This is a genomic window from Streptomyces sp. NPDC048671 (genome assembly GCF_055587045.1).
In genome coordinates, this window is the sequence record NZ_JBVJHB010000013.1 from 36016 (window position 1) to 60930 (window position 24915).

Annotated in this window: 23 protein-coding genes and 1 pseudogene; 12 read left to right on the top strand and 12 right to left on the bottom strand. The window is 71.9% G+C overall.

The genetic code is table 11. The annotated features are described in order from the left end of the window. Window positions 1-84 precede the first annotated feature (84 nt). Window positions 85-1320, top strand: coding sequence for an acyl-CoA dehydrogenase family protein (locus ACZ6S6_RS25710; RefSeq protein WP_469707054.1), 1236 nt, complete (start codon window positions 85-87; stop codon window positions 1318-1320). Further along, window positions 1320-1841, top strand: a complete 522-nt coding sequence (locus ACZ6S6_RS25715; RefSeq protein WP_469707055.1) for a nitroreductase family deazaflavin-dependent oxidoreductase — start codon at window positions 1320-1322, stop codon at window positions 1839-1841. The genes ACZ6S6_RS25710 and ACZ6S6_RS25715 overlap by 1 nt, the downstream gene beginning before the upstream one ends. A gap of 298 nt (window positions 1842-2139) precedes the next feature. Here ACZ6S6_RS25715 and ACZ6S6_RS25720 read toward each other — a convergent pair whose 3' ends face one another. Then, window positions 2140-2787 carry a TetR family transcriptional regulator gene (locus tag ACZ6S6_RS25720; RefSeq protein WP_362962166.1) on the bottom strand — a complete coding sequence of 216 codons (648 nt, stop codon included), beginning with the start codon at window positions 2785-2787 and terminating at the stop codon, window positions 2140-2142. 322 nt (window positions 2788-3109) lie between these two features. Between ACZ6S6_RS25720 and ACZ6S6_RS25725 the strand changes: the two genes are divergently transcribed. Then, window positions 3110-3910 carry a VOC family protein gene (locus ACZ6S6_RS25725; RefSeq protein WP_469707056.1) on the top strand — a complete coding sequence of 267 codons (801 nt, stop codon included), beginning with the start codon at window positions 3110-3112 and terminating at the stop codon, window positions 3908-3910. Between the two features lie 179 nt (window positions 3911-4089). Further along, on the top strand, window positions 4090-6504 hold the full coding sequence (gene afsK / locus ACZ6S6_RS25730) for a protein serine/threonine kinase AfsK (protein WP_469707057.1): 2415 nt from the start codon (window positions 4090-4092) through the stop codon (window positions 6502-6504). Window positions 6505-6565: 61 nt separating this feature from the next. Here the strand turns inward: afsK and ACZ6S6_RS25735 are convergent, their stop codons facing one another. After that, on the bottom strand, window positions 6566-7171 hold the full coding sequence (locus tag ACZ6S6_RS25735; protein ID WP_362962160.1) for a hypothetical protein: 606 nt from the start codon (window positions 7169-7171) through the stop codon (window positions 6566-6568). 254 nt (window positions 7172-7425) lie between these two features. Here ACZ6S6_RS25735 and ACZ6S6_RS25740 point away from each other — a divergent pair, with 254 nt between their 5' ends. Beyond that, window positions 7426-7956, top strand: a complete 531-nt coding sequence (locus ACZ6S6_RS25740; RefSeq protein ID WP_469707058.1) for a hypothetical protein — start codon at window positions 7426-7428, stop codon at window positions 7954-7956. On the opposite strand, the gene ACZ6S6_RS25745 is transcribed toward ACZ6S6_RS25740, so the two are convergent. From ACZ6S6_RS25745 to ACZ6S6_RS25760, 4 genes are read right to left on the bottom strand one after another with little or no spacing between them, the layout of a single operon-like run. Further along, window positions 7946-8098, bottom strand: a complete 153-nt coding sequence (locus tag ACZ6S6_RS25745) for a hypothetical protein (RefSeq protein WP_469707059.1) — start codon at window positions 8096-8098, stop codon at window positions 7946-7948. The two genes, ACZ6S6_RS25740 and ACZ6S6_RS25745, sit on opposite strands and share 11 nt — an antisense overlap. After that, entirely contained in the window at window positions 8095-8880 is a 786-nt protein-coding gene (locus tag ACZ6S6_RS25750) for an enoyl-CoA hydratase/isomerase family protein (protein ID WP_362962156.1), read from the bottom strand. Before ACZ6S6_RS25750 ends, ACZ6S6_RS25745 begins: the two co-directional genes overlap by 4 nt. Window positions 8881-8886: 6 nt before the next feature. Continuing rightward, entirely contained in the window at window positions 8887-9327 is a 441-nt protein-coding gene (locus tag ACZ6S6_RS25755; protein ID WP_362962154.1) for a Zn-ribbon domain-containing OB-fold protein, read from the bottom strand. 5 nt (window positions 9328-9332) lie between these two features. Continuing rightward, on the bottom strand, window positions 9333-10481 hold the full coding sequence (locus tag ACZ6S6_RS25760) for a lipid-transfer protein (protein WP_362962261.1): 1149 nt from the start codon (window positions 10479-10481) through the stop codon (window positions 9333-9335). Window positions 10482-10615: 134 nt separating this feature from the next. Between ACZ6S6_RS25760 and ACZ6S6_RS25765 the strand changes: the two genes are divergently transcribed. Further along, window positions 10616-12190: a FadD3 family acyl-CoA ligase gene (locus ACZ6S6_RS25765; protein ID WP_469707060.1), complete on the top strand. Its 1575-nt coding sequence runs from the start codon at window positions 10616-10618 to the stop codon at window positions 12188-12190. Window positions 12191-12194: 4 nt separating this feature from the next. Here the strand turns inward: ACZ6S6_RS25765 and ACZ6S6_RS25770 are convergent, their stop codons facing one another. Together ACZ6S6_RS25770 and ACZ6S6_RS25775 are read right to left on the bottom strand one after the other, a co-directional pair. Beyond that, complete coding sequence (locus ACZ6S6_RS25770; RefSeq protein WP_362962150.1) at window positions 12195-12593, bottom strand: type II toxin-antitoxin system VapC family toxin; 399 nt, start codon at window positions 12591-12593, stop codon at window positions 12195-12197. Continuing rightward, window positions 12590-12871, bottom strand: coding sequence for a hypothetical protein (locus ACZ6S6_RS25775; RefSeq protein WP_362962148.1), 282 nt, complete (start codon window positions 12869-12871; stop codon window positions 12590-12592). The genes ACZ6S6_RS25770 and ACZ6S6_RS25775 overlap by 4 nt, the downstream gene beginning before the upstream one ends. A gap of 79 nt (window positions 12872-12950) precedes the next feature. On the opposite strand from ACZ6S6_RS25775, the pseudogene ACZ6S6_RS25780 reads away from it, so the two are divergent. Beyond that, window positions 12951-13266, top strand: a pseudogene (locus ACZ6S6_RS25780) (hypothetical protein). A 78-nt stretch (window positions 13267-13344) separates the two neighbouring features. On the opposite strand, the gene ACZ6S6_RS25785 reads toward ACZ6S6_RS25780, so the two are convergent. Then, window positions 13345-13536, bottom strand: coding sequence for a hypothetical protein (locus ACZ6S6_RS25785; protein WP_145765001.1), 192 nt, complete (start codon window positions 13534-13536; stop codon window positions 13345-13347). Window positions 13537-13737: 201 nt separating this feature from the next. Further along, window positions 13738-16704 (bottom strand): SARP-family global regulator AfsR, encoded by a 2967-nt coding sequence (gene afsR, locus ACZ6S6_RS25790; protein ID WP_469707061.1) that lies wholly within the window; start codon window positions 16702-16704, stop codon window positions 13738-13740. A 236-nt stretch (window positions 16705-16940) separates the two neighbouring features. Between afsR and ACZ6S6_RS25795 the strand changes: the two genes are divergently transcribed. After that, window positions 16941-18173: an amidohydrolase family protein gene (locus tag ACZ6S6_RS25795; RefSeq protein ID WP_362962142.1), complete on the top strand. Its 1233-nt coding sequence runs from the start codon at window positions 16941-16943 to the stop codon at window positions 18171-18173. Between the two features lie 187 nt (window positions 18174-18360). Here ACZ6S6_RS25795 and ACZ6S6_RS25800 read toward each other — a convergent pair whose 3' ends face one another. Together ACZ6S6_RS25800 and ACZ6S6_RS25805 are read right to left on the bottom strand one after the other, a co-directional pair. Beyond that, window positions 18361-19188: a MerR family transcriptional regulator gene (locus ACZ6S6_RS25800; RefSeq protein ID WP_469707062.1), complete on the bottom strand. Its 828-nt coding sequence runs from the start codon at window positions 19186-19188 to the stop codon at window positions 18361-18363. Window positions 19189-19397: 209 nt separating this feature from the next. Beyond that, a complete protein-coding gene (locus ACZ6S6_RS25805) occupies window positions 19398-19601 on the bottom strand; it encodes a cold-shock protein (protein WP_003967102.1) in 204 nt (67 codons plus the stop codon). A 353-nt stretch (window positions 19602-19954) separates the two neighbouring features. On the opposite strand from ACZ6S6_RS25805, the gene ACZ6S6_RS25810 reads away from it, so the two are divergent. The 4 genes from ACZ6S6_RS25810 to ACZ6S6_RS25825 all read left to right on the top strand — a co-directional run bounded on the left by ACZ6S6_RS25810 (window position 19955) and on the right by ACZ6S6_RS25825 (window position 24891). Further along, the gene (locus ACZ6S6_RS25810; protein WP_362962138.1) at window positions 19955-20833 is read left to right on the top strand and encodes a menaquinone biosynthetic enzyme MqnA/MqnD family protein; all 879 of its coding nucleotides are present in this window, start codon (window positions 19955-19957) and stop codon (window positions 20831-20833) included. Between the two features lie 379 nt (window positions 20834-21212). After that, a complete protein-coding gene (locus ACZ6S6_RS25815) occupies window positions 21213-22934 on the top strand; it encodes a serine/threonine-protein kinase (protein ID WP_469707063.1) in 1722 nt (573 codons plus the stop codon). Window positions 22935-23006: 72 nt separating this feature from the next. Further along, window positions 23007-24206, top strand: coding sequence for a cyclic dehypoxanthinyl futalosine synthase (gene mqnC / locus ACZ6S6_RS25820; RefSeq protein ID WP_362962134.1), 1200 nt, complete (start codon window positions 23007-23009; stop codon window positions 24204-24206). A 7-nt stretch (window positions 24207-24213) separates the two neighbouring features. Next, window positions 24214-24891 carry an amidohydrolase family protein gene (locus ACZ6S6_RS25825; RefSeq protein WP_469707064.1) on the top strand — a complete coding sequence of 226 codons (678 nt, stop codon included), beginning with the start codon at window positions 24214-24216 and terminating at the stop codon, window positions 24889-24891. Window positions 24892-24915 lie beyond the last annotated feature (24 nt).

The window sequence follows — 24915 nt, forward strand, 5'->3', positions numbered from 1 at the left end:
CTCTGGGAATCTCGCCAGATCCGCCCTAGCATGACGGCCCGTCAGATCAGAGGCCGTCGGCCTCTGAGGGGAAGGAGTCCGACGATGGATGCCGCCTTCACCGCGGAACAGGACGAGATCCGCCGCACCTTGCGCGAACTGCTGGCCAGACACAGCGGCCCCGACGACGTCAGGAGCGCGATGGGCACGCGGGACGGGTACGACGCCGCGCTGTGGCGCCGGCTCGCCCAGGACCTCGGGCTGCCCGGAATCGCCCTCCCGCAGGAGTACGGAGGTGCCGGCCGCGGGCCCGCCGAGCTCGCCGTCGTCTGCGAGGAGGCGGGCCGCGCGCTGCTGCCGTCCCCGCTGCTCGCCACCGCCGTACTCGCCGCGCCCCTGATCGCCGCCCTCGGCACCGAGGAGCAGCGCACCGCCCTGCTGCCGGCCGTCGCGACGGGCGAGCTCACCGCGGCGCTGGCCGTCCCCGGCGGCTCGCTCGCCACCGCACTCGGCCTCACCGGCGACCTGACCGGCGGAAGCTGGGCGGGCGGCGGCCGGGCGGGCGGCGTCCAGGCCCGGCCGGCCGGTGACGGCGGGGGATGGCGGCTGTACGGGGAAGCCGACCAGGTGCTGGACGGGCACAGCGCCGGACTGCTCCTGGTCGCCGCGCACACGGGCGGCTTCCCGCGCAGTCGCACCCTGCTGTTCCTGGTCCGGACGGACGGGCCGCAGGCGCCCGCCGGACTCGTCCGCACCCGGCAGACCGCACTCGACGAGACCCGGCCGCTCGCCCGCGTCCAGCTGCGTGACACGGAGGCCGAACTCCTCGGCGCCGATGACACGGTGGATGCCTCGGCGGCCCTCGCCGTGGCCGGCCGGGCCGTGGCCGCGGCACTCGCCGCCGAGGCGGTGGGGGCGGCGGCGAGCGCGCTGGAGCGGACGGTCGCCCACGTCGGGGAGCGCGAGCGGCTCGGCCGCGCGACCGGCTCCTCCCGGACCGTGCAGCACCGCCTCGCGGATCTGTACGTACGGGTGCAGTCGGCCCGTTCCGCGGCGTACTACGCGGCCCGTGACCCGGAGGCCGGCGGGCTCGCCCTCGCCCAGGCGCTGGAGGTCCTGCACGTCACCACCGCCGAGGCCGTGCAACTGCACGGCGGTGTCGGCTTCACCTGGGAGCACGAGGCGCGTCTGTACTTCAAGCGGGCCGCCGCCGATGAGCTGCTCCTCGGCCCGGTGCACCGGCTCCGCGACCACGCGGCCGAGCGGGCGGGGCTCTTCGGCCCCGGTACGGGCGAACAGGGACCCGTCGAGCAGGGACCGGCCGATCGGGTGGCGGTCTGATGGCGCCCGGCGTCCGCCTCGTCCAGAAAGTCTCCTCGACCCGGACCTTCGCCCGGATCGCACCCCATCTCGTACCGGCCATGGACCGCACGGTCCACCGGCTCACCCGCGGCCGGGTGCTGCTCAGCGCGCAGATGCTGCCGGGGGTCGTGCTGACGGTGCCGGGGGCGCGGAGCGGGCAGCTCAGGACCACCCCGCTGGCCTGCATGCCGGAGCACGGCGACGGTGGTGGTGGCGGTCGGGGCAAGGGTGAGCCGGGCAGCTGGATTCTGGTCGGCAGCAACTTCGGCCGTACGGGGCACCCGGCCTGGACGGCGAACCTGCTGGCGCATCCGGAGGCGGCCGTCATCAGCTGGAAGGGCCGCGACATCCCGGTACGGGCCAGGCTGCTGGCGGGCGCCGAGCGGGCGGCGGTGTGGGAGACGGCGCTGAGGTTCTGGCCGCCCTACGCGGCGTACCAGGCGCGGATCGACCGCGAGATCCGGCTGTTCCGGCTGGAGCGGCGCGACGATTCGGGGTGAGGGCGCGCGGGCTCACGGCTGTGTCCACGTCCGGATGCACCGACGCGGATGTGTTCGGACGCGTCGACGGCCGATGTGTGCGGATGTGTTCGGACGCGCCGACGGCCGATGTGTTCGGATGCGCCGGCGGCGGCTGTGTCCGGGTACGCCGATGGCCGATGGGTTCGGGTACACCGACGGCGGATGTGTCCGGGTACACCGACGGCGGACCACATGCGTGGTCCGCCGTCGGTGAGACAGGACCTGGGGCGCCCGGGATCACCGCGCGTCACCCAGTACGGGGAATCCGGCGCGGGCGCTACTTCGTCGGCTTCTTGCCGGTGATGCCCAGATGCACCAACAGCGCGAGGTTCGGACGGAGTTCGGCCTGCTTCACGCCCCAGGTGGTGAAGCCCTTCTGGTGCGAGGCGACCGCGGCCAGCATCGCGACCAGGGAACCGGCCATCGCCGCGGGGCTGATGTCCTTGTCCACCTTGCCCTTGGCCTGGAGCTCCTTCACCGATTCCGTGAGGGAGTTGGTGACGGAGTTGAGGATCTTCATGCGGATCTTGTAGAACCGCTTGTCGCCCTCGGCCGCGCCGAGGTCGACCACGCGCAGGATCGCGTCGTTGCGCCGCCAGAAGTCGAGGAACCCCTCGACGAGTTCTTCGGCGGTCTGCCAGCCCGACTTGCCGACCCAGGAGCGCCCGGCGACCAGTTCGGTCAGTCCGGCGCCCTCCTTGGCCATCTCTTCGGCGATCTCGAGGACGGCGCCCTCGACGTCGGGGAAGTACTGATAGAAGGTCGCGGGTGAAGTCCCCGCCTTCCGGGCGACGTCGATGACTTTGACGTCCCGGTACGGCGAGGAGCTGAGCATCTCGCTGAGGCAGTCGAGCAGCTTCTGCCGCGTCGCCTGTCCGCGTCGACCGGCCACGCGGCCGTCGACGGTACGTACTTGTCCTGTCATGCCGTCAGCTTACCGACGGGTGATCGGAGCGCGATTCGGCCGACTGCAAATGGGGAGGGCGGCAGGCGCGGTGGGGGGAGTGCGGGGATTTCCGATGATGTGTCCCCCGGTTCCGCATGCCTTTCCGCACACCGTTGCCCACAGTCTGATTAATGTTATCAACAGCCTGTGGACAACTTCCGTGGATAACTTTCTGTGACGACGGCATTCGGGTGCTCATTCTCGAACTTATGTTCGTATGGAAGGGGCTGAGGCGCGCGCCGGGCGCCTCGCGGTTACGTTGGCTGTGACGAGCGTCACCGCGACGGAAGGATCCGGGCCCATGGCCGCATTCGCGCAGTCCGCGCCGTGCTGGGTGGATGTGCAGCTGCCCGACCTCGCGGCGGGCAAGCGCTTCTACGGTGAGCTCTTCGGCTGGACCTTCCGGGCGGGCGACGGGCCCTTCGCCGACGCCCTCAGTGACGGGGCCCTGGTCGCCGCCCTCGCCGCCAAGCAGGACGGCCGGATGCCGACCGCCTGGGGCGTCTACTTCGCGACGGACGACATCACCGCCTCCGTCGCCCGCGTCCGGGAGGCGGGCGGGCAGGTGATCACCGAACCGGTCCGGGCCGGCCGGTCGGGGGTGCTCGCCCAGGCCGCCGACCCCGGCGGCGCGGTCTTCGGGCTGTGGCAGGCGGGTGAACGCAAGGGCTTCCAGAAGCAGAACGAGCCGGGCTCCTTCTGCTGGACCGAGGTCTACACCCGGCAGAAGGAACGCGTCGACCCCTTCTACGAGCAGGTCTTCGGCTTCCGCTCCGTCGATCCGGACGAGGCCGGCACCGGCGTTCCGGGCACGGACGAGGCCGGTGTCGACTTCCGCATGTGGTCACCGGCGGGCACGGAACCCGGGCCGGACACCGCGATCGGCGGGCGCAGCGTCATCACCGACGCGTTCCCCGCCATGATGCCGAGCCACTTCCTCACCTACTTCGCCGTGGCGGACTGCGACGCGACGGCCGCGACCGTCCTGCGGCTCGGCGGCCGGGTCTCCGCACCGCCCTTCGACATCCCGTACGGGCGGATGTCGGTACTCCAGGACGACCAGGGCGCCGTCTTCGCCGTACTTCAGCCACCGGTGTCCTGATAAGGCCCGGAGTGATCCATGACACCCGCTTCTGCCCCCGGGTTCGCAACCGGCGCCTCGGCCAGGAACAATCGGGGTGCGCACCGTCGGGTGGTGCCCAGTGGTGAGACGCTGCACAGGGCGGTTTTTCGCGGGCCTCTGTCGACTGAGGTCCGTACGGGGAGGGTGGCAGGTAAGTGATGGAGCAGCTGACGCAGCACGACCCGAGGCGGATCGGCCCGTTCGAGGTGCTGGGACGGCTCGGGGCCGGCGGCATGGGGCTGGTCTATCTCGCCCGCTCGGCGTCGGGCCGGCGGGTGGCGATCAAGACGGTACGTACGGAACTGGCCGAGGACCAGCTGTTCCGGGTCCGCTTCACGCGTGAGGTGGAGGCCGCCCGCGCGGTCAGCGGCTTCTACACCGCCGCCGTGGTGGACGCCGATCCGCGTGCCGCCGTGCCGTGGCTCGCCACCGCCTATGTGCCCGCGCCCTCGCTTGAGGAAATAGTGAATGAGTGCGGGCCGATGCCGACCCAGGCGGTGCGCTGGCTGGCCGCGGGCATCGCGGAGGCCCTGCAGTCGATCCACGGCGCGAAGCTCGTCCACCGCGACATGAAGCCCTCGAACGTGCTCGTCGTGGAGGACGGCCCCCGGGTCATCGACTTCGGGATCGCGTCCGGCGTCTCCAACACCCGGCTCACCATGACGAACGTCGCCGTGGGCACACCCGCGTACATGTCGCCCGAGCAGGCGCGGGACTCGCGCAGCGTCACGGGCGCCAGCGACATCTTCTCGCTCGGCTCGACGCTCGTCTTCGCCGCGACGGGCCATGCGCCGTTCCACGGGGCCAACCCGGTCGAGACGGTCTTCATGCTGCTGCGCGAGGGCCCCGACGTCACCGGTCTGCCCGACGATCTGCGGTCGCTGATCGAGTCGTGCATGCAGATGGACGCCTCGCGCCGGCCCACCCCGGCCGAGCTCCAGTCCCAGCTCTCCCCGCACCTCTTCGCCTCCGGCGGCGACGACAGCGGTACGGCGTCGGCCTGGCTGCCGGCCTCCGCCACCGAGATGATCGAGCTGCGCCGCGGCGGCGGACGCGTGGTCCCCGCCGCACCCGCACCCGCACCCGCACCCGCCCCGGCCCCCGCACCCGTGCCGCCGCCGCCCGCCAGGCCGCCGGGCGCCGACTGGGACACCGCCTGGCGCAGCGGCGCCGACCTGCGCCCCCCGGCCGCCTCGCCCACGCCGGCCACCTCGCCGATGGAGGCCCCCGACGGGGGCGGGCCGGTGCGGCTGTCCGGTGCGCGGGTGCCGATCGGCCCCGGTCCGCGCGCCCAGGACGTCCACGCCTCGGCCGCCGCCGCCGAGGAGGCTCCGGCGACCGGCTGGGTGCGCCCGCCCGCCGGGGTGAACAGCGCGGTCCCGGCCGCCCCCGTGCCCGCTCCGGCGCACGCGCCGGACAACGCGGCCTCCGCTCCGGAACGCTGGCGGCCCTGGCGGTTCCGGATGTCGAACGACGTGTGGGGGACGCCGGTCGTCGTCGGCGGCCTGCTGTACGTCACCTCCTTCGAGGTCCACGCGCTGGACACCGGCAACGGGCGGCGCCAGTTCAAGACCCGTGATGTCGCCTGGGCGATGGCCGTGGACGGGGGCCGCATCCACGCCTCGGACGGCCCGTCGCTCTACGCCCTGGACGCGGTCACCGGCGCCGAGCGGTGGAGGCTGCGGACCGATGCGTGGGTGTACTCGCTCAAGGCCGACCGCGGCACGGTCGTCACCGGCACCAGGGGCGGCGGCATCCAGGCGTGGGAGGCGTCCACCGGGGAGAAGCTCTGGGAGACCACCGGCGCGCAGACGGACTTCGAGACGGCGGAGGCCGGACCGGCCGTCCACGACGGCACGGTCTACCTCTGGCAGGACGCCCGGCTGCGGGCCGTGGACGCCCGTACGGGCATCGAGCGCTGGTCCTACCCGGTCGGCGACGCGGCCTCCTGCGGCGGGGTGCCGCTCCGGGTGACCCCGGCGCCGGACGGCTACGCGTACGTCTGCGCGGGAACCCGGGTCCTCGCGCTGGACATCGCCTCCGGCCGGGTGCGCTGGCACTTCGAGTCACCGGCGGTCTTCCTCTCGCCGCCCGCGTTCGCGCCCGGCCCGGCGGTCACCGGCGGCGGGGTGTACCTCGCGGACTACCTCGGCACGGTGTACGCGCTGGACGCCTCGACCGGCAAGGACCGCTGGCGCATCGCCACGGAGTCCCGCCAGTCGACCGAACCGGTGCTGGTGACGACGGGGAACGTCCATGTCGGCAGCGGCAGCGCGCTGTACACGCTGGACGCGGTCACCGGCACCCCGAAGTGGCGGTTCGCGGCGGGCGGCGAGGTGGTGGGCGCACCGGTCGTCGCCGACGGGCGGGTCCACTTCGGCTCGGCCGACCACGTCCTCTACACCCTGGACGCGGCGGGCGGCCAGCTCCGCTGGAAGCTCGCCACGGGCGGCGAGATCACGGGTTCGCCGGTGGCGCAGGGCGGGGTGGTGTACGCGTGCAGCAAGGACCGCTGCGTGTACGCCCTGGACGCGCTGAAGGGCACCGGCACGGGCAACAGGCCCCGCGCGTAGCCGGGACGCCTTGTCCGTCCTCAATCGCCGGACGGGCTTGGAAGGCAGGCCCAGGTGGGGGTCAGGGCTGTGAGGGGCGGTCGTCCGGAGGGCGACGGTCGTCCGGACCCACGTACGGATCGGCCTCCGGCTCCGGCCAGGGGCCCGTCTCCATCGACGGGCCCGGCTCCCGCGTGGGCGGCCAGGTGTCGGGGTTCTCGGACCCCGGCGCGTTGTACGGCCGGCTCCGGTCCGCCCGCGCCCCGAGCCGCGTACCACCGCGCCCCGACATCAGCGCCGCACCCAGCAGCAGCAGCGCCCCGCCGCCCGCCGCGAGCGCCACCCCCAGCTGGAGCCCGGAACCGTCGCCCGAGGCCGTCAGCTCTCCGGCCGCCTGGCCCTGACGGACCATCCACAGCACCGTGAACCCGAGCACCACCACGCCCGCGAGGACGACCAGCAGCCGGGACCGCAGCACCACGCCGACGACCGTCACGACCGCGGCGAAGAGAAAGGGCAGCAGGATCGAACCGAACACGCCGGGGTGCGCCCCGGTGATGCCGGTGAAGAGGTCGCCGATCCGGTAATGCCGCCCGAGGCGGCCGTCGTACCAGTCACGGAAGGGGCTCAGCACGGCGGCCGCCGCTCCTGCGAGAGCGACGATCGAGCCGAGGACGTTACGGATCATCTCGGCCTCCAGCGGGTGTGCGGGGCGCCACCGGCCGGTGGCGTGGATCAGCGCCGCTCTCGCCTCGACGCTACGCCGGGCGCATGCCCCTCGCCACCAGACGGGGACGCGCAGACGATGACGAGATCGTGACAGGGTCATGACCGAGGCGTCGATCGAAACCGGCCATGCTGTGCGCTACGGTGTCGCGCGGCTGTTCGACAGCAGTGCCGAACGCCGCACGACTGAGCCACAACACAAGGGGGGCGGCATCGATGATGCGGCAGCACATGAAACTGACAGTGGTCCTGACCGCGGTGGTGCTCGCGCTCACCGGCTTCTCCAGCTCCAGCCACGGCCACGGCAGCAAGAGCAGGAAATCCGGCAGCAGTAGCGGCGGCGGGTGCTCCAACTCCAAGAAGAGCAACGGCACCTACCACCACACCGACTACAACGATGACGACTACGGCTCGTCGGGCAGCTCGTCCAGCGGCTCCACGGCCACCCCCGCCGCCACCGCGACGGACGCGCCCAGGGCGTACGTCTTCCGCTGCGCGACGCCCCGCAAGGGCAAGCGCAAGGCCGTCACCACCTCCACCGTGCGGCTCACCGCGAGCGCGGCCGGCAGCCACAGCTACGACGTCGACGTGACGTTCCTCGACTCGCGCGGCAACACCGTCGACACGGGCGAGGCGAGCGTGGCCGCGGACGGCGGCGAGACGAAGACCGTCTCCGTCCGGATGGACAGCCCGAGCAAGGTCTCCCGGGTGAAGAAGTGCTCGGTCACCGCCGAGCTCACCTACTGACCGACAGCGAAGCCGACACCGACAGCGACGCCGACACCGGCAGCGACGCCGACACCGGCAGCGACGCCGGCAGCGGCAGCGACGCCGGCAGCGGCAGCGAAGCCGACACCGACAGTGAGACCGGCAGCGGCTCCGTACTCACCGCAGCCGGTACCCGCCGCCACCGGCCTCCCTGCCCCGCCCCTCGAACAGCTCCGCCTGCCGTTGCGGCGTCAGGTTGCCGAGCGCGATCAGGTGCGGGGCATGGGCCAGTGCCTGCGTCCTCGCCGCCTCCTTCGCGGACCAGACGGCCCGTACCGTCCCCTGCACCGCCTCGGTCGGGTACGAGGCGATGACCGCCGCCGCCCGCAGCGCCGCCAGGACCGCGCCACCGGGCTCGGTGACCTCGCTGACCAGCCCGGTCTCGTACGCGCGCCGGGCCGTGACCCGTTCGGCCGTCCCCATCAGGGACATCCGGGCGACCTCACCGAACGGCATCCGCTGCGCCATCGAGATCGCCTCGTAGGCGCTGACCATGCCGTACGTGGTGTGCGGGTCGAAGAACGTCGCCTCCTCGGACGCGATGACGAACTCCGACTCACCCAGCAGGTAGAACGCCCCACCGCAGGCCATCCCCTCCACGGCCGCGATCACCGGCTTCCACAGGTCGTTCGCCTTCGGCCCGATCGCGATCAGCGGATCGTCGATCGTGTACGGGGACGAGGGCTGCGGGACGTCCACGCCCCGGTCGATCCCGGTGCAGAACGCGCGGCCGCCCGCCCCCGTCACGACGACGGCCCGCACCCCGTCGTCGTACCGGAACGCCCGCCAGGCGGCCTTCAGTTCGGCGGCCGTCGCGAGGTCGATCGCGTTGTGTTTTCCGGGCCGGTCCAGGGTGAGCAGCGCGACCCCGGTCCCCTTGTCCGTCTCCGTGCGCAGCGCCATCGCGGCTCACCGCTCCAGCAGCCAGCGGACCAGGGTCACTTCGGGGGAGGCGGGGCAGAAGACCGCCTTCACCGCCGCCCCGATCCGCAGCCGCGACGGATCGACCGAGTTCAGCGGCGCGTCCGGCCCGGTCACCACGTTGCCGACCAGCCGGATCTCCGGGGCGTCGGCCAGTTCGACCACCACCGCGTTGTACGGGGCCTGCGCCGCGTAGGCGGGCAGCAGTGGCGGATGCGGCAGCACGTACGACCAGATGCGGCCGCGCCCGCTCATCGCCCGCCACTCGCTGTCGAACGACTGGCAGTGCGGGCAGCACGGCCGGGGCGGGAAGCGGAGCCGGCCGCAGTCCGGGGCGGCGCACGCCTGGACGCGCAGTTCACCACGGGCCGCGTACTCCCAGAAGGGCGCGCCGTCCTCGTCCACGGCGGGCAGCAGCAGTCCATCCATCTCGGTCAGCTCCTCAGCAGTACGGCGGATGTGGGCACGCCCTCCCCGGCGGTGACCAGGCAGGTCGAGGCGTCCGGGACCTGGGCGGTGGAGACGCCGCGCAACTGCTTCACGCCCTCGTTGATGAGGTTGAAGCCGTGCACGTACCCCTCGCTGAGCCCGCCGCCGCCCGTGTTGATCGGCAGCCGGCCCCCGCTCTCCAGCGCACCGCCCTCGGTGAACGCGGCGCCCTCGCCGCGCCCGCAGAATCCGTACCCCTCCAGGGAGAGCGGGATGAGCGGGGTGAACGCGTCGTAGATCTGGGCGACATCGACGTCGTCCGGCCCGAAGTCGGCCTGCTTCCACAGCTGTCGGGCGGCGGCCCAGGCCGGACCGGTGAGCGGGTCGTCGTTCCAGTAGTTGACCATCCCGTGGTGCTGGGCGGGCAGGCCCTGGGCGACGGAGTGGAGGTAGACGGGCTTCTGCCGGCAGTCGCGGGCCCGTTCGGCGGAGACGATGACACAGGCCAGGGCCCCGTCCGTCTCCAGGCAGTTGTCGAAGAGGCAGAGCGGCTCGCTGATCCAGCGCGAGGTCATATACATGTCGCGGGTCAGCGGCCGTTCGTACATCACGGCGGCGGGGTTCTGGTTGGCCCGGTTGCGGCAGGCCAGTGCCACGTTGAAGAGGTGGTCGCGGGTCGCCCCGTACTCGTGCATGTACCGCCGGGCCAGCATCCCGATCTCGTCGGCGGGCCGCAGCAGCCCGTACGGCCGGGTCCACTGGGCGGGGGTGGGCAGTTGCACCGCGGTGTTCTTCCACGGCCGCGGCCCCGACCCCCGCTTCCGCGACCGCCAGGCGACCCCCACACTCGCCTGCCCGGTCGCTACGGCGCCGGCGAGGTGCGCGAGCGTCGCACAGGAGCCGCCGCCCCCGTAGCCCACCTTGCTGAAGAAGGTGACATCGCCGGCCCCGATGGCCTTGGCTACCTCGACCTCGTCGGTCTCCTCCATCGTGTACGAGGCGAACGCGTCCACCTCCGACGCGGCGATGCCCGCGTCGTCGAGCGCCGCGACGATGGCCCGGCAGGCCAGGGTCTTCTCCGACTCGGGCAGATGTTTCGCGAACCGCGTCTGCCCTATGCCGGCTATCGCTGCCTTGTCCTTGAGCGTCGTCACCGCCACCTCCGAAGCCGTCATGACTGCTGACAGCGGAGGAGGCTACAGCTAATCTGACGGATAGTCAGCTACTGCGGTTCTGTGAGACCGACCGCCCTCCAACGGCCGGTCGGTCCAAGACGGGAGGGCACGAGATGCGCGGCGACGAGGAATGGTCCACCGTCCCGAACCTGGTACGGGAGGCGGCGCGGCGGTACGGCGACCGCGAGGCGGTGGTCGAGGGGCGCACCAGGATCACGTACACGGAACTCGGCGACCGCGTGGAGCGGGCCGCCGCCGCGTGCATGGCCTCGGGGGTGGAGCCGGGGGACCGGGTGGCGGTCTGGGCCCCCAACACTCTGGACTGGATCGTCTCCGCGCTGGGCGCGGTGACGGCCGGCGCGGTCCTGGTCCCGCTCAACACCCGCTTCAAGGGCACGGAGGCGGCGTACGTACTGGAGCAGAGCCGGGCGAAGCTGCTCTTCGTCACGGGCACCTTCCTCGGTACGTCGTACGTGGCGTCCCTGCGCCGCGCCGACGTCGAACTCCCGCACCTGGAGACGGTGGTGGTCCTCGCGGACACCGCCCCCGCCGACTACGTCACCTGGAAGGACTTCCTGGCCGCCGGGGAGCGGATCTCTCCCGAGCGGGTACGCGAACGGGCGGACGCGGTCTCCCCGTCCGCCCCCTCCGACATCATCTACACCTCGGGCACCACGGGACGCCCCAAGGGGGCCGTCATCAGCCACACCCAGACCCTGCGCTGCTACGAGATCTGGAGCGAGCTGGCCGGTCTGCGCGAGGGCGACCGCTACTTGATCGTGAACCCGTTCTTCCACACCTTCGGCTACAAGGCGGGCGTCATCGCGTGCCTGATGCGGGGCGCGACGATGATCCCGCAGCCGGTCTTCAACGTGGACACGGTCCTCGCCAACATCGCCGCGGAGCGCATCTCGGTCCTCCCCGGCCCGCCCACCCTCCACCAGTCGCTCCTGGACCACCCGGCCCGCTCCAGCCACGACCTCTCGGCACTCCGCCTGGTCGTGACGGGCGCGGCGGTCGTCCCGCTCCAGCTGGTGGAGCGCCTGCGCGCCGAACTCGGCATAGCCACGGTCCTCACCGCCTACGGCCTCTCCGAGGCGAGCGGCATCGTCTCGATGTGCCGCCGCGGCGACCCGGCGGAGGTCATCGCCTCCACCTCCGGCCGGGCGATCCCCGGCACGGAGATCCGCGTGCTGGCGGCCCCCGGCACACCGGGCGAGGTCCTGGTCCGAGGCTTCAACGTGATGCGGGGCTACTTCGAGGACCCGGAGACCACGGCCGCCACGATCACCTCGGACGGCTGGCTGCACACCGGCGACGTGGGCGTCCTCGACGAGGACGGCAGTCTGCGGATCACGGACCGGATCAAGGACATGTTCATCGTCGGCGGCTTCAACGCCTACCCCGCGGAGATCGAACAGCTCCTGGGCCTGCACCCGGACGTGGCGGACGTCGCGGTCATCGGCGTCCCCGACCCCCGCCTCGGCGAGGTCGGCAAGGCGTACGCGGTGCGCCGGCCGGGTGCGACGGTGACCGCCGACGACCTGATCGCCTGGTCGCGGCGCGAGATGGCGAACTACAAGGTGCCCAGGGCGGTGGAGTTCGTGACGGAGCTGCCGCGCAACGCGAGCGGCAAGGTGCTGAAGGGGGAGCTGCGGGGGCGGGGGCAGGGGGGCGGTGGCGCTTGACCGGTCAGACCTTCTCCGCCACCAGGCGGTGATGGCCGGCGGTGAGCAGCCGGATGTCCTCCACGTCGGACGTCAGGACCGTCACGCGGCCCGGGTGCGCCAGTGCGGTCGCACAGAGCATCGCGTCGATGGCGTACTTGTGACCGTGCAGTCCGGCGTTCCGGAGCAGCGCTGCGGCGGAGTGCGCGATCGACTGGCTGACCGGTTCGACCCGCAGGCGCGAGAGCGTCCAGTCGAGCGCGGCGCGGTTGATCCGTGGATGGATCACCTCGACGAGCACGACGGCCGAGGTGATGACGGGGAGGTCCGCATCGCGGGCCGCCTCCAGCCACTCCTGGACCTCCCGGCCCCGTAGGACCGCCTGCGCCAGCCCTTCGCTGTCGAGGATCAGGGCACCGCTCACGCGGCCGTACCCGACTCGGGTGTGCCGCTGCCGGTGAGCTTGGTGCGCTTGTCGCTCACCGCACCCGGATCGGCCGGCCCGTTGGCCTCCTCGAAGACGGCGAGGAGCTCATCGAGGCTGTCGCGTTCGATCTGGCGCTGTGCCGCTTTCTCCAGGTACGCGGAGACGCCGCGCTTGCCGACCCGCTCGCGGATCGCGTGGAGCGTTCCGGCGGTGAGGCTGACGGAGATCCCGCTGCTGGGGCCGTCGCCGAGTGGGAAGTCGGAGCTCTCGTCCATGCGGCCACTATAGCATTTGAAGTGCTATAGGGTCGGTTTCGGTGGATGTGCCCGGCTGATGCGGGGCATAGTGACAGGTATGGCAACCAGGAAGTACACGGTCACGCTGCCGGAGGAGCTTGCGGAGGAGATCCGGAGCGCCGGTGGGGCCGGGGGCGTTCAGCGCGTATGTCACCCATGCCCTGGAGCGTCAGCGGGAGCGTGACCGGCTGGCGGAGCTGGTGGAGCGGCTGGAGGGCGAGTACGGCCCGGTGACGGATGCTGATCTGGCGGCGGCCGAGGCCGAGCGGCGTGAGATCGAGCAGTGGTTCGAGGAGCAGGGAGCGGACGCGGCGCCGCGCCGGAAGGCGGCCCCCCGGGTGGCTCAGGCCCTCTGCGTGCCCAGATCGCGCTGACCGTCCGGACGCGAACATGCAACGGCCGCGACGGCTCCCCCTCCGCGCCGCCGCGGCCGTGCCCCCGTGCAGGTTGGACTAGTTGGCCGGCTCGGACGTCGCGTGGGCGTCGGTCGGCTTCACCGGCTCGGACGTCGCGTGGGCGTCGGTCGGCTTCAGCGGCTTCACCGGCTTCGCGGGCTCGCTGGTCGCGTGCGCGTCCTGCGTGGTGATCTCCTCGCCGGTGGCGTGCGCGTCGGTCGGCTTGAGACTGTCCTTGTTGGCGGCCATGAAGGTCAACTCCTGAAAAGTTGGGCGTGTGGGTCGGTCAGGCCCGCCCGGCTGTTCCCCCGTGGACTGCCGGGCGGGCCTTGCAGGGCCGTTCACCCTAATCGGTGAGGCCGCATGCCGATCCGTCTGCCCCCCGACGCGGCGGATCGATGACTAGAGAGTGGCGTGCGGCGATAAACGATTGATGAACGCCGGGCAGGGTCAGGCCACGGCGGCCGGGTCGAGGAGCCGTCGCACCGTTTCGGCCTCCGGGGAGCCGAGCTCCTCGAAGATCGACAACGCCTCGCTCCAGCAGACCTGCGCCCGGTCGGTCTGCCCGATGACCGCCAGGGCCTGGCCGAGCACCGTCAGTACGTTGGCCCTGCGCCAGTCCCCGCCGATGCCCCGGAGCACAGCCAGCGCCTGTTCCGCGTGGGCCGCCGCCTGGGGCGCTTCCTGTTCCGCCAGGTGCAGTTCGGCCAGCCGGAAGAGCGTCATGCCGTGCCACAGCTGCTGCCGGCTCTCCCGGAAGATGCGCAATGCCTCCAGCAGCACGTTCTGCGCCCCGGCGGTCTGCCGGCTGCCGATGAGCGCCAGCCCGAGTGCGTACTTGCCGTTGGCGAGGCGCAGCGCCAGGCCGGTGGCGTCGTCCTCGTAGATGGCGACGCCCCGCTGGGCGAGCCGCACGGCGCTCGTGGTCCGGCCGGTCGCGAGGTGCACGCGCGAGAGGTTGCACAGCGCCGCCGCCTCGCCGGGCTTGTTGCCGTCGGCGCGGAACGCGGTCATGGCCTGCGAGAAGTGGGACTCCGCGTCTTCGTGACGGTTCTCGTAGAGGGCGATGATGCCCAGCTGGTTGGGGGCCTGTCCCTGCGAAACCGGGTCCTGCGCCAGGCGCCCCAGGTTCAGGGCCCTGATCGCCTGGGTCTCCGCCTCGGCGAAACGGCCCGAGACGCTGTGGACGTGGGACAGCATGGTGCGGGCCCTGGCCTCGGCCTGTGCCTCGCCGGCGGCCTCGGCCGCCTGCGCAACGGATGTGGCCGCCGTGGCGAACTGGTGTGAGTTCGCGCCCGATTCACCCAGGTCGACCACGGCCATCAGCAGATCCGATGCGCGTCGTGGCATCCCGATGGTGGCCGACTGCCGCGCACAGGCGAGCAGCCCGCTGGACTCGGTGAACAGCCAGTCCAGTGCGGCCTCGCGGACCTGGAAGACAAGCCCCGGGTACGAGGTGCGCGAGAAGTGGTCGAGCACGCGCTCCCCCGGCCGCTCCAGCGCGTACACCCCCGCCGCCGTGGCCAGATAGAAGTCCAGCAGCCGCGACAGCGCCAACTCCCTCTTCACCGGTGGCTGTTCGTCCCGCTCGGCGCAGGAACGCGCGTAGAGGCGCACCAGGTCGTGGTAGCGGTAGCGGCCCGGTGCGGCCGATTCCACGAGGGAGGTGTCGACCAGGGCCTCCAGGAGGTCCTCCGCCGCGTGCGTCTCCAGGTCCAGCAGGGCGGCCGCGGCGGCGAGGGAGATGTCGGGGCCGTCCGCGAGGCCCAGGAGGCGGAAGGCGCGGGCCTGGGCGGGCTCCAGCTGGCCGTAGCCGAGTTCGAAGGTCGCCTTCACCGCGAGGTCGCCCGCCTGGAGCTCGTCCAGGCGGCGGCGCTCGTCCGCGAGCTTGGCGGCCAGCACCGAGACCGTCCAGGTGCGGCGGGAGGCCAGGCGGGAGGCGGCGATGCGGATGGCGAGGGGGAGGAAGCCGCAGGCGGCGACGACGTCGAGGGCGGCCTTGCGCTCGGAGTTGATGCGCTCCTCGCCCACGATGCGGGTGAAGAGCTGGAGCGCCTCCTCGGGCGACATCACGTCCAGGTCGACCAGGTGCGCGCCCGCCAGGTCGACCATCCGGACCCGGCTGGTGACCAGCGCCGCGCAGCCCGTCGTGCCGGGGAGCAGGGGGCGGATCTGGGCCGCGTCGTGGGCGTTGTCCAGGAGGATCAGGATGCGGCGGCCGTCGAGCGTGGAGCGGTAGAGCGCGGCGCGTTCGTCGAGGGAGTCGGGGATCGCCGAGTCGGGTGTGCCCAGGGCGCGCAGGAACGCGCCGAGCACCGTCTCCGGTTCGGCGGCGCGGGAGCCCGCGCCCTGGAGGTCGACGTACAGCTGGCCGTCCGGGAAGTGCTTGCGGCCCTGGTGGGCGACGTGCACCGCGAGGGTCGTCTTGCCGACGCCGCCGATGCCGGCCAGTGCGGAGACGGCCATGACGGAGCCCTCGGCGGTGGCGAGGCGCTCGCCCAGTTCCCGTACGAAGGAGGCGCGGCCGGTGAAGTCCGGGACGGTGGCCGGGAGCTGCGCCGGGCGGACCGGGGCGGCGGCCGGGGTGGGGTCGTCGGCCGGGCGGGCCAGCTCCTCGTCGGCCCGCAGGATGCGCTGCTGGAGCTGGGCGAGTTCGGGGCGCGGGTCGACGCCCAGTTCCTCGGCGAGCAGCCGGCGGGTGTCGGCGTACACCGCGAGGGCCTCGGCCTGGCGGCCGCTGCGGTACAGGGCCACCATCAGGAGCTCGCGCAGCCGTTCGCGCAGCGGGTGCGCGGCGGTGAGCGCGGTCAGTTCGGAGACCGCCTCCGCGTGGCAGCCGACCTCAAGGTCCAGGTCGAGGCGGGTCTCGGTGAGCTGGAGGCGCCACTCCTCCAGCCGGGTGCGCTGGTTCTCGGCGTACGGGCCGGGTACGGAGGCGAGCGCCTCGCCGTCCCACAGGGCGAGCGCCTTGTTCAGGAGCGCCCTGGCCCGGGAGCGGTCGCCCGCGGCGCGGGCCTTGTCGGCGCCGGCGGCCAGTTCCTCGGCCACGGTCACATCGACGGCGTCGGGCCCGGTCCGCATCGCGTACCCGCCGGAATCGCTCGCCAGGGTCTGCGGACCCAGGATCTTGCGGAGCCGGGAGGCATACGTACGCACGGCGGCCAGTGCCTGCGAGGGCGGCTCGTCGCCCCAGAGGGCGTCGATGAGTTCGGCGGCCGTGGCGGTGTGCCCGCCCCGCAGCAGGAGGGCCGTCAACAGGGCGCGCTGCTGCGGCGAACCGGAGGGCAGCGTCTCGCCGCCCCGCCGGGCCCGTACCGGGCCGAGCACGGAGAAGCGCAGGTCCGTGTCGTCCCCCGGCCGTCGCTCCGGAGCTCGCTGTTCCGGAACATGCACCCGTGGCCCGTCGTCACGGCCCATTGCCGCCTCCTGTCCTGCTCTCCACCACTGCCCAGTGCCGCTCCGCGCATGTCGGGACACCGCCGAGGAGATCCGGATTGCTCCATACCGTTGGTATCGCCGTCAACAGTCTGCCTTGTGAAGGGGGGGCACGTCAGCAGTGGGTGACTCTCTGCACGAGCCCTCGACAAGGATTGTGGAACGGAGCCTCGCACAGATAGCTGACGGTTCGTCAGATCAGCGCTACCGTAAGAGGTATGGAGACCTTCCCGAAGATCATCTCGGTGGACGACCACACGGTGGAGCCCCCTCATGTCTGGCGGGACCGGCTCCCGTCCAAGTACGCGGACTCCGGTCCGCGCATCGTCCGGGCGCCCCTCAAGGAAATGACGTTCATGGGCGGAAAGTTCGCGCCCGTGATGGGTGCGAAGGGCGACGACGGACCGGTCGGCGACTGGTGGGTGTACGAGGACCTGCACCGCCCGCTCACCCGGCTCGACACCTCCGTCGGCTACGACAGGGACGAGATCAAGCTCGAAGTCATCACTTACGAGCAGATGCGCCCCGGTTCGTTCTCGGTGCCCGAGCGGCTCGCCGACATGGACATCAACCACGTGCAGTCCGCGCTCTGCTTCCCGACCTTCCCCCGCTTCTGCGGCCAGACCTTCACCGAAGCGAAGGACCGCGAACTCGGCCTGCTCGGGGTGCGGGCGTACAACGACTGGATGGTGGACGAGTGGTGCGGACCGGCCGCGCACGGCCGGCTCATACCGCTCACCCTGGTCCCCCTCTGGGACGCACAGCTGGCCGCCGACGAGGTCAGGCGCAACGCGGCGCGCGGAGTACGTGCGGTGGCGTTCTCCGAAATACCTCCACATCTCGGTCTGCCTTCCATTCATACGGACGAGTGGGATCCGTTCCTCCGGGCCTGCGACGAGACGGGGACGGTGATCGCCATGCACATCGGCTCGTCCTCGAAGATGCCGTCCACCTCGGCCGACGCCCCGCCCGCCGTCGGCTCCACCATCACCTTCGCCAACTGCTGCTTCTCGATGGTCGACTGGCTGATGAGCGGCAAGTTCGAGCGCTTCCCGAACCTGCGGATCATGTACGCGGAGGGCCAGATCGGCTGGATCCCGTACATCCTGGAACGCGCCGACGTGGTCTGGGAGGAGAACCGCGGCTGGGGCGGAGTCGCCGACAAGGTCCACCAGCCGCCGTCGGAGCTGTTCACCGAGCATGTCTACGGCTGCTTCTTCGACGACGCCTTCGGGCTGAAGAACCTGGACGCGATCGGCGTCGGCAACGTGCTGTACGAGACGGACTACCCGCACTCCGACTCGACCTGGCCCAAGTCCCGCGAGGTCGGGGAGGAACAGATGGGGCACCTGGACGCGGACGTGGTGGACCGCATCGTGCGCCGCAACGCGATCGAGCTGCTCGGGCTGACCCCGGACGGACTGTGGGCGGGTCCCGGCACCGGGGCGTGAAACGGGCGGATCCGGGTGCGGGGGCCGTTCGGGCGCTCGGTACGTGAGAGGGGTGGGTGCGGGGGCCGTTCGGGCGTCCGGCAGGTGAAAGGGGCGGGTGCCGTGGCCGTTCGGACGCTCGGCGCGTGAATGGGGTGGGTGCCGGGGCCGTCCGGGCGGACGGCCACGGCACCCACCCCTCCCGCCGTCAGCCTCCGGTGACCGGCTCCTGGAGCTCCGTCACCCACTTCGCCTCGTCCTCGGGGCACTCCAGGCTGACCTCACGCGCGTACCCCGCCGACCGGTAGCCGGAGCCGTCGATCCAGTGGGCCAGGGCCTGAGCCGTCGGCAGGACGCCGTCCATCGGGCCCCGGTGGATGACGGTCGCCGCCTCGAATGCGGGCAGCTCGACCACCGTGACCCCGGTGTCGCCCAGCGGCCCCACCGGCGCGGAGACCGTCACCCCGGCGTGGACGACGACCGCTCCGCCGCCCTGAGGGGCGTCCTCGTAGCGCGCGATCCCGGGGCCCGTCGGGGCGACCCCGGCCCGGCCCAGCAGCGGGAACAGCTGCTCGTACAGCGGGCGGATCACCGGAGTGATGTCCCCCGGTTCGTAGCCGCCGGCCACCCCGGTCAACTCCGCGACCCGTACCGCCGGAACGTACCTGACCACCACATCGTCCGCGGACATGTGTCCCTCGCTCTCGATCGACCGGAGCCTCGCCTCGACCTGGGCCAGCCGTGCCGCCGCCGCGGCCATCGCCGCCTCCAGCTCCGACCGCCGCAGCCGGAGCATCCCGCGCAGCTCGTCGGGACCCACCTCCTCGTCGAGGACGGCCCGCACCTGCTGGAGCGTGAAGCCGAGATCCTTGAGGGCGATGATCCGGTTGAGCCGGGCGAGCTGGCCGCCGCCGTAGTGGCGGTAGCCGGTGGCGGGGTCGGTACTGTCGGGGTGCAGTAGCCCGATCGCGTCGTAGTGACGCAGCATCCGGGCCGACACCCGCCCGTACCGGGCGAAGTCTCCGATGGTGAACATGACGTCTCCCAGTGCACGGCCTCACACGGTGTCAAGGTCAAGGACCGCAGCGCCCCGACCCGGATGTGACGCACACCACTGGAACCCGGCGGCCGCCGTGGACAGGACCTGACGTGGAGCACAGGCAGGAGCCCCGCTTCTCCGCCGAGGCGGAGGAGCGGGGCTCCTTGGGTACTGCGATACCGGCCGCGATCGGCCGACCCGGGCAACTAGGCCGGGGTGACGTTCTCAGCCTGCGGACCCTTGGGTCCCTGAGTGACGTCGAAGTTCACGACCTGGTTCTCCTCAAGGGAGCGGAACCCGGACGCGTTGATCGCGGAGTAATGGACGAAGACATCCGGGCCGCCGCCGTCCTGGGCGATGAAGCCGAAGCCCTTTTCAGCGTTGAACCACTTGACGGTTCCGGTAGCCATAAGCCCTCCTTGGGCCAAAGGGTTGCCCTGCTCCAGAACCTGCAAAGAAGTCTGAAAACTACAAAAGCCTGCGGGTTACATGCTCCGCAGGCTCTGTACTGCAAGGGAAACCAAACTGCAACTTGGCGTTGAGCCTAGCACGCAGCATGTGCCGAAGGGTAGGGGGAAAGATCACTTCACTCGAATGTTTGATTGCCGTGCACCCACACGGTCCGAGAGGCCCTTCGAGCAGCTCGGGGAGCCCTTGCGGAGGGGCGCTCCGGCAGCATTACGGAGACCCCCGTGAGAGGGATCGTGCGGCGCCGCGCGCCCCCGGTGGGGCTGTCGGGGGGCGACAGGTCTAGCCTCGCGATGTGGACAATTCAACCGTCACAACCGTCGCAGGCGACGACCGTCGCAACCGGCCGCGCGTCGGCCACATCCAGTTCCTCAACTGCCTTCCCCTCTACTGGGGACTGGCACGGACCGGGACCCTGCTCGACCTGGAGCTCTCGAAGGACACCCCGGAGAAGCTCAGCGAGCAGCTGATCAGGGGCGATCTGGACATCGGCCCCGTCACCCTCGTGGAGTTCCTGCGCAACGCCGACGACCTGGTCGCCTTCCCCGACATCGCGGTCGGCTGCGACGGGCCCGTCATGTCATGCGTGATCGTGTCGCAGCGCCCCCTGGAGGACCTCGACCGCGCCCGGGTGGCGCTCGGTTCGACCTCCCGCACCTCCGTACGGCTGGCGCAGCTGCTGCTCGCCGAGCGGTACGGGGTGACCCCCGACTACTACACCTGCCCGCCCGACCTCGGCGTGATGATGCAGGAAGCGGACGCCGCCGTCCTCATCGGTGACGCCGCGCTGCGCGCCAACCTGCACGACGCCCCCAGGCTCGGGCTCCAGGTCCACGACCTGGGCGCGATGTGGAAGGAGTGGACGGGGCTGCCGTTCGTCTTCGCCGTCTGGGCGGCCCGCAAGGACTACCTGGCGGCCGAGCCCACCGCGGTGAAGAAGGTGCACGAGGCGTTCCTGGCCTCGCGGGACGTCTCCCTGGAGGAGGTCACCAAGGTCGCGGAACAGGCGGCACGCTGGGAGGCCTTCGACGCCGAGGTCCTGGAGCGCTACTTCACGACCCTCGACTTCCGCTTCGGACCCGCGCAGCTCGCGGGCGTCCAGGAGTTCGCGCGCCGGACCGGGCCGACGACGGGGTTCGCCGCGGACGTGAACGTGGAGCTGCTCGGCGGCTGAGGACACGCGCCGGACTCGCGCGCCGGGCGGGTGGAATGCGCACCATTCCACCTGCCTCCCCTTTCCGTGTTCCCGCCGCGGCCTTCGTTCCCGGGCAGATCCCGTGAGATATCGATTCGGGTAATACGCGTCGAATGGCCGATTGGCGGGCGGGAGGCGTCGGAAGTATGTCCCCGGCGTCTCCCGCCAATCGCCCTGTCATCCGGAACGGCACATTCACGCCCTTTTCCGGTGATGAATGGCGTTGTTCGTTCCCTTGGAGACGAAATCGGCGGATGGTTTGCGTGTGACCCGATGACCTTCGCCTCCGGGTTCTGTCCGCCGGACAGACCCTAGGATTCGGTCGGAGGTCCGGCCGGTCCACAGGGGGAGTCCGCATATGCAGCCGCTGGAAGCCGGCGAACCGCTGAGCATCGGTGCCTACCGACTGCTCGGCAGACTCGGTGCCGGTGGCATGGGGCGCGTCTATCTGGGACGCAGCGCCGGCGGCCGCACCGTGGCGGTCAAGGTGGTCCATCCGCACTTCGCGCTCGACGAGCAGTTCCGCGCCCGGTTCAGGCGCGAGGTGGACGCGGCACGGCGGATCGGCGCCCAGTGGACCGCGCCCGTCCTGGACGCCGACCCCGACGCCCCCGTCCCGTGGGTGGCCACCGGCTACGTCGCCGGCCCGCCGCTCTCGGCCGCGGTCACCGAACACGGCCCGCTGCCCGAGCAGGCGGTACGCACCCTGGGCGCCGGCCTCGCCGAGGCGCTCACCGCGGTCCACGGACAGGGCCTGATCCACCGGGACGTGAAGCCCTCCAACGTCCTGCTCGCCCTCGACGGCCCCCGCCTGATCGACTTCGGCATCGCCAGGGCCATCGACGCCACCGCCTCGCTCACCTCCACCGGGGTCTCGGTCGGCTCGCCCGGCTACATGGCGCCGGAGCAGATCCGCGGCCTGGACATCTCGGGCGCGGCCGACATCTTCTCGCTGGGCGCGGTGCTCGCGTACGCGGCCACCGGCGCCGCCCCCTTCCTCGGCGACTCGTCCGCCGTACTGCTCTACAAGGTGGTGCACGAGGAACCCGAACTGGGCGATCTGGAGGGCGCGCTGCGCGAGGTCGTCGCCTCCTGCCTGGCGAAGAACCCGGCGCACCGGCCCACCCCGGCTCAGCTCGCGGAGCAGCTGGCGCCCGGCGGCGCGGCGGCCCGGGTGGCGGCGGGCTGGCTGCCCGGCCCACTGGAGCGCGAGGTCAGCCGGTCGGCGGTCGCGCTGCTGGACCTGGAACCGCAGGAGGCCCCCGTGCAGTCGGGGCCGGTGCCGTTCACCAACGCCTCGTACGGGTTCAACGGGGGCACTCCCGGTGTGTTCGGCCCGCCGGTCGAACCGGCCCACAGGGCGGGCCCGACCCCGGCCCCGCCGCCGTACCCGCCCGCCGCGGGAACGGACGGGGTGCCGGGGCAGCGCACCCCCGACCCCCGGTTCACCGTCGGCGTGAGCGCCGAATCCGGGCCGGGCGGGCGCCGGGGGCGCAGGCTGAGCTGCACCGTCGCCCTCGCGGTGGCCGGCGCGCTCGCCGCGGTGACGGTGGGCGGCGCCCATCTCTTCCACCTGATGCCGGGCGGTGGCGGCCGCGACACCGCCGGGCACGCGGACACCGGCCGGACCCCTGGCGCCACCGCGCCGGCCGAGCCGTCCGCACCGGCGGACACCGCCACCGTGACTCCGGGCGGCCAGGTCACCGAGGTGCCGAAGAGCTTCATCGGCACCTGGGAGGGGCCGATCACCGAGAAGACGACCGGCCAGTCGCACGGCACGCTCAGCGTGGTGATCAGGAAGGGGAAGAAGGGCGCCGACGTGGTCCGTACGAGCACGACGGTCTCCAGCCTCGGCATCGAGGTCAGCTGCCACAGCATCGCGTCCCTCACCTCCGGCACCGACAAGGAGCTGACGTTGCGCGAGCGCGCCGATCCCGACCGCCCCGGCACCGCGGGCCTGTGCACGACCACCACTACGGACATCCACTTCACCCGCGCCGGAGACGACACGCTGCGCTTCCGGTCCGACGAGCGGGGCGCCGGGCTTCCGTACGGCACGCTCAACCGGTCCGGCGGCTGACCCGGAGCGTGGCTGGCGTACGCTGAACCGGTCCGAAGATCCGTTGAAAAACCGCCGAAAGGTGACAGCCCGGTGACCGAGAAGGCCGACCTCCAGCCCATCCTCGACCGAGCCGCCGAAGGCGGCCGGATCAGTCCGGCGGAGGCGCTCGACCTCTACCGCTCCGCACCCCTGCACGCGCTGGGCGCCGCCGCCGACGCCGTACGCCGGCGCCGTTACGCCGGTACGGAGCACATCGCGACGTACATCATCGAGCGCAACATCAACTACACGAACGTGTGCGTCACGGCGTGCAAGTTCTGCGCCTTCTACGCGGCGCCCAAGGACACCGACAAGGGCTGGTCCCGCGACCTCGACGACATCCTGCGCCGCTGCGCGGAGACGGTCGAGCTCGGCGGCACCCAGATCATGTTCCAGGGCGGGCACCACCCGGACTACGGCGTGGAGTACTACGAGGAGCACTTCTCCGCGATCAAGAAGGCGTTCCCGCAGCTGGTCATCCACTCGCTCGGCGCCTCCGAGGTCGAGCACATGGCCCGTATCTCCAAGGTCTCCGCCGAGGAGGCCATCCAGCGCATCCACGCCGCCGGCCTCGACTCCTTCGCGGGCGCCGGCGCCGAGCTGCTGCCGGCCCGGCCGCGCACCGCGATCGCCCCGCTCAAGGAGTCCGGCGAGCGCTGGCTGGAGATCATGGAGATCGCCCACCGCCTCGGTGTCGAGTCCACCTCCACCATGCTGATGGGCACCGGCGAGACCAACGCCGAGCGCATCGAGCACCTGAGCATGATCCGCGACGTGCAGGACCGTACCGGCGGCTTCCGCGCCTTCATCCCGTACACGTACCAGCCGGAGAACAACAAGCTGAAGGGCCAGACGCAGGCCACGCTCTTCGAGTACCTGCGGATCATCGCCATCGCCCGGCTCTTCCTGGACAACGTCGCCCACATCCAGGGCTCCTGGCTGACCACGGGCAAGGAGGTCGGCCAGCTGTCGCTGCACTACGGCGCGGACGACCTCGGCTCGATCATGCTGGAGGAGAACGTCGTCTCCTCCGCCGGTGCGAAGCACCGCTCCAACCGCATGGAGATCATCGACCTGATCCGCAAGGCGGACCGGGTCCCGGCCCAGCGCGCCACCACCTACGAGCACCTCGTCGTCCACGACAACCCGGAAGACGACCCGGTCGACGAGCGCGTCGTCTCGCACATCTCGTCCACCGCGATCGAGGGCGGCACGGCCCACCCGGAGCTCAAGCTCCTGAGCGCCAACTGAAGCCGTCATGCTGACCGTTCACGCCGCGCCGCTGGTTCTTCCGGTCGGCGCGGCCGCCGTCGAGCGGGGTGCGGTGGCCGTGGAGGGCGACCGGATCGTCGCCCTCGGTCCGTACGAAGAGGTCGCCGCCGCCCATCCGGCGGCGCGCGTACGGCAGTGGCCGGGCGTCATCACGCCGGGCCTCCGCCAGCGCCACGCCGCCTGGCTGCTCACCCGCTGCTACCACCCCGACCCGCGCGAGGCGGACGGACTCGGAACCGATCCGCTGTCCGGCGAGGCGTTCGACCGGCTGGCGGGGGAACTGGACGCGACCCGGTGGGCCGGCAGCGTGCGGCGGGGTCTCCAGCAGATGCTGCGGTACGGCACGACGCACCTCACCGGCCCGTTCCGCGACCCGGCCGTGCGGACCGCGGTGTCCCGCGCGGGCCTGGTCGAGATGCCGTCCGCCGTGGCCCCCGGCGTTGCGGGCGGCGGGCCGGACGGCGTTACGGCCGGTGGGCCGGACCTGGACCCGTTCGCCGTGGGACGTGACCTGCCGGGCTCCGTGCACGCCCCGCTCGTCACCGGCGCCCGCGCCGACTTCGCGGTCTTCGACGTGCCCGACGAGGCCGCGCTCGTCGCGGCGGGGGCGGCGTCCTGCGTGGTCACCGTCCTGGCGGGGCGCCTGGTCTACCGCCGGCGCTGAGCGCGTCGGCGTCGTACATCCGCT

What these genes read in the sequence shown, in the direction of transcription:
- ACZ6S6_RS25710 (WP_469707054.1), top strand. Translation starts at nt 85, where the DNA reads ATGGATGCCGCCTTCACCGCGGAACAGGACGAGATCCGCCGCACCTTG.
- ACZ6S6_RS25715 (WP_469707055.1), top strand. Translation starts at nt 1,320, where the DNA reads ATGGCGCCCGGCGTCCGCCTCGTCCAGAAAGTCTCCTCGACCCGGACC.
- ACZ6S6_RS25720 (WP_362962166.1), bottom strand. Translation starts at nt 2,787, where the DNA reads ATGACAGGACAAGTACGTACCGTCGACGGCCGCGTGGCCGGTCGACGC.
- ACZ6S6_RS25725 (WP_469707056.1), top strand. Translation starts at nt 3,110, where the DNA reads ATGGCCGCATTCGCGCAGTCCGCGCCGTGCTGGGTGGATGTGCAGCTG.
- afsK (WP_469707057.1), top strand. Translation starts at nt 4,090, where the DNA reads ATGGAGCAGCTGACGCAGCACGACCCGAGGCGGATCGGCCCGTTCGAG.
- ACZ6S6_RS25735 (WP_362962160.1), bottom strand. Translation starts at nt 7,171, where the DNA reads ATGATCCGTAACGTCCTCGGCTCGATCGTCGCTCTCGCAGGAGCGGCG.
- ACZ6S6_RS25740 (WP_469707058.1), top strand. Translation starts at nt 7,426, where the DNA reads ATGATGCGGCAGCACATGAAACTGACAGTGGTCCTGACCGCGGTGGTG.
- ACZ6S6_RS25750 (WP_362962156.1), bottom strand. Translation starts at nt 8,880, where the DNA reads ATGGCGCTGCGCACGGAGACGGACAAGGGGACCGGGGTCGCGCTGCTC.
- ACZ6S6_RS25755 (WP_362962154.1), bottom strand. Translation starts at nt 9,327, where the DNA reads ATGGATGGACTGCTGCTGCCCGCCGTGGACGAGGACGGCGCGCCCTTC.
- ACZ6S6_RS25765 (WP_469707060.1), top strand. Translation starts at nt 10,616, where the DNA reads ATGCGCGGCGACGAGGAATGGTCCACCGTCCCGAACCTGGTACGGGAG.
- ACZ6S6_RS25775 (WP_362962148.1), bottom strand. Translation starts at nt 12,871, where the DNA reads ATGGACGAGAGCTCCGACTTCCCACTCGGCGACGGCCCCAGCAGCGGG.
- ACZ6S6_RS25785 (WP_145765001.1), bottom strand. Translation starts at nt 13,536, where the DNA reads ATGGCCGCCAACAAGGACAGTCTCAAGCCGACCGACGCGCACGCCACC.
- afsR (WP_469707061.1), bottom strand. Translation starts at nt 16,704, where the DNA reads ATGGGCCGTGACGACGGGCCACGGGTGCATGTTCCGGAACAGCGAGCT.
- ACZ6S6_RS25795 (WP_362962142.1), top strand. Translation starts at nt 16,941, where the DNA reads ATGGAGACCTTCCCGAAGATCATCTCGGTGGACGACCACACGGTGGAG.
- ACZ6S6_RS25800 (WP_469707062.1), bottom strand. Translation starts at nt 19,188, where the DNA reads ATGTTCACCATCGGAGACTTCGCCCGGTACGGGCGGGTGTCGGCCCGG.
- ACZ6S6_RS25805 (WP_003967102.1), bottom strand. Translation starts at nt 19,601, where the DNA reads ATGGCTACCGGAACCGTCAAGTGGTTCAACGCTGAAAAGGGCTTCGGC.
- ACZ6S6_RS25815 (WP_469707063.1), top strand. Translation starts at nt 21,213, where the DNA reads ATGCAGCCGCTGGAAGCCGGCGAACCGCTGAGCATCGGTGCCTACCGA.
- ACZ6S6_RS25825 (WP_469707064.1), top strand. Translation starts at nt 24,214, where the DNA reads ATGCTGACCGTTCACGCCGCGCCGCTGGTTCTTCCGGTCGGCGCGGCC.